Annotated in this window: 2 protein-coding genes; both read left to right on the plus strand. The window is 44.8% G+C overall.

Annotation, left to right across the window (positions count from 1 at the left end):
- On the plus strand, positions 1-1,467 hold a 1,467-nt coding region (locus AC58QO_RS33615), incomplete at its 5' end, for a sensor histidine kinase (RefSeq protein ID WP_497273242.1).
- Between the two features lie 14 nt (positions 1,468-1,481).
- Positions 1,482-2,471: response regulator (locus tag AC58QO_RS33620; protein WP_497273244.1), on the plus strand; the 990-nt coding region annotated here is incomplete at its 3' end.

Genomic DNA, 2,471 nt, shown 5'->3' on the forward strand with positions numbered 1-2,471 from the left:
AATGTCGGCAACCTCATGGATACATATTTCTCCACTGACGATCTTTACAAGAGATATCAACTTTCGCTTAGCGTTTCGAATAATATCGGACTGATCTCATTTTCTAACCCGGCTATGGAGTTGGTGATGTACTATAACCCCGAGGACAAGCACCCTCTTTATTCAAATCTGCCATTGCGTGAAGATTTTACAATGCAATCCTTGCCTAATGTGGCTGGTAACGAGAGTATCAACTATCAATCGCCACATTTGTCGCTTTGCAGATTCAGCGATGATCAGGTCGTTTCGGTGACGCGAGAAATCACTTTTTCCGACGGAACGAAGCAAGTCATTTATGTCGAAGCCAAGTCCGATATCGCGACGGACATTAGTAAACTTTCATCCAGTCTAAATTTACCATATGTACTGGTGTTGAGTGATCAAGAGGAGCAGGTTAAATACAGCAGCAATCCAAGTGTTTTTTCAGTCGGCCAGAACTTAATTTTGGGAGGGAATTCAGGTATAACCGAAGGTTACATATGGGATCAGTTAGTTAGCGATTACGGTTATCATACCGCTCTTTTGCTACCCGTGGAGAGCTATAATCACGAATTTTACACTTGGAAAAATCATATGTTGTTAATATTGGGAATCGCTCTAATCATTCTTTTATCGATCGCTTTGCTGCTGCTGCGATTGATCAACAGACCGCTCCGCGTGTTCGAATCGGAAATGGTGGCGCTCGGAAGAGGGCACATGGGGGCGATGCAATATCGTACAGGCATTTCCGAATTTGATAAGCTATTTGATCAGTTTAATAAAATGAAGCAACAAATTCAGCAATTGATTATCGATGTTGAACACAAGGAAAAACGGCGGCATCAATTAGAAATAGAGAAACTCGCTTATCAGATAAATCCTCATTTTATAATGAATACGCTTAATTCGGTGCGTTGGCTAGCAGTCATGCATCGGCAGCCTGAAATCGACAAGTTCGTGTCCACGTTGATTTTTTTGCTTAGCTACAATTTAGGGAAAACCCAGGAAACGGCAACGCTCCGAACAGAAACAAAGGTCATGCGCGCCTACCTTGATCTACAGCAAAAGCGATACGATTTCCAAGTGACCTTGGATATTCCTGAGGGCAGCTATCTCGATAGTCCTGTCGCCCGGTTTATCCTTCAACCTGTTGTAGAGAATGCTGTCTGTCATGGCCTTGACGAACATGGCAAGCTGGAGGTGCGCATTTCGCCCGACGAAATAGCTGGTATTATCACAATCATAATTCACGATGATGGCAAAGGACTTAGCGAGGAGACGCTTGCACTGCTGCAGCGTGAATCACCTGATCAACAGCAGGGGGGCCGGGGAATTGGTCTGCGATATGTACGGTCTATGTTGGAAGCGTTTTATGGGGATAGAGCCAGTCTGCATATTGACAGCACTCCGAATCAAGGTACGACGGTTATCATGTATCTCCCCTATTGAAAGGAGAAACAGATATGATCAGTGTTTTAATTGTCGATGATGATAAACTCGCGCGAAAAGGACTGATTTCAATCATGCCATGGTCCGAGCATGGCATGAAGGTAACTGGAGAAGCTGCTAATGGCGCTAAAGCATTGGAATTTCTAGACCAGCATGCCGTCGATCTCATGTTTGTCGACATCTCCATGCCTGTGATGTCAGGAATAGAACTGATACAGGCGGCACGAATAAAGCACCCGAGTTTGCGTTCCGTGATGCTTACGTTTCATGAAGATTTTGAAAATGTGCAAACAGCTTACCGATTGGGAGTTCTCGATTATATTTCTAAAGTGCGTCTAGAGTTGGAGGATGACGAGCAAATTCTCAAACGAATCCGGCATAAACTGGTTGACGAATTTCCTCAGCACATTCCGAAAAACGGGTCCACGGTGCCTGTTCAAAATGATATTTCTGGAGATGAAAACGGTTTCCAAGATGATGAGCAATGGCGCAAGCTAGAACAAGAATGGCGCTCTCTATATTGGCTGTATAATGATGCTATTTTCCAGCATTTATGCACGCAAACGATTGAGTCGAATCGTTCAGTTCGCCGTCTAGAGGGGTTATTCATGCGTGTGATCTCGCAAGTTGAGATCGCCGCACAGCTCGATACGGGGTTCTGGTCTGAAATCGATGACATTCGTTCGGCGGTGGAATGGATTCGCCGCTACCGGATTTTAATCTATTCGCAGGTAACAAAGTCAACAGATTTAACAAAAACGATGATTTGCATGCTCAAAGCGGTACTGTTCATTCGCCAGCATACCGCTGAAACGTTTCATGCAGAAGATGTAGCCGAGCATGTGAATATGAGCCGGAGCTATTTTTGCCAATGCTTTAAAAAGCTAACAGGGTCGACTTTCAACGAATATCTCCGGCAGGAGCGTATCCGTGCTGCCGAGCGGCTCTTATGCGAAACTAATCGGCCAGTGACATGGATTGCCAATGCTGTCGGGTATGGTGAC

The organism is Paenibacillus sp. J31R30, assembly GCF_059692115.1.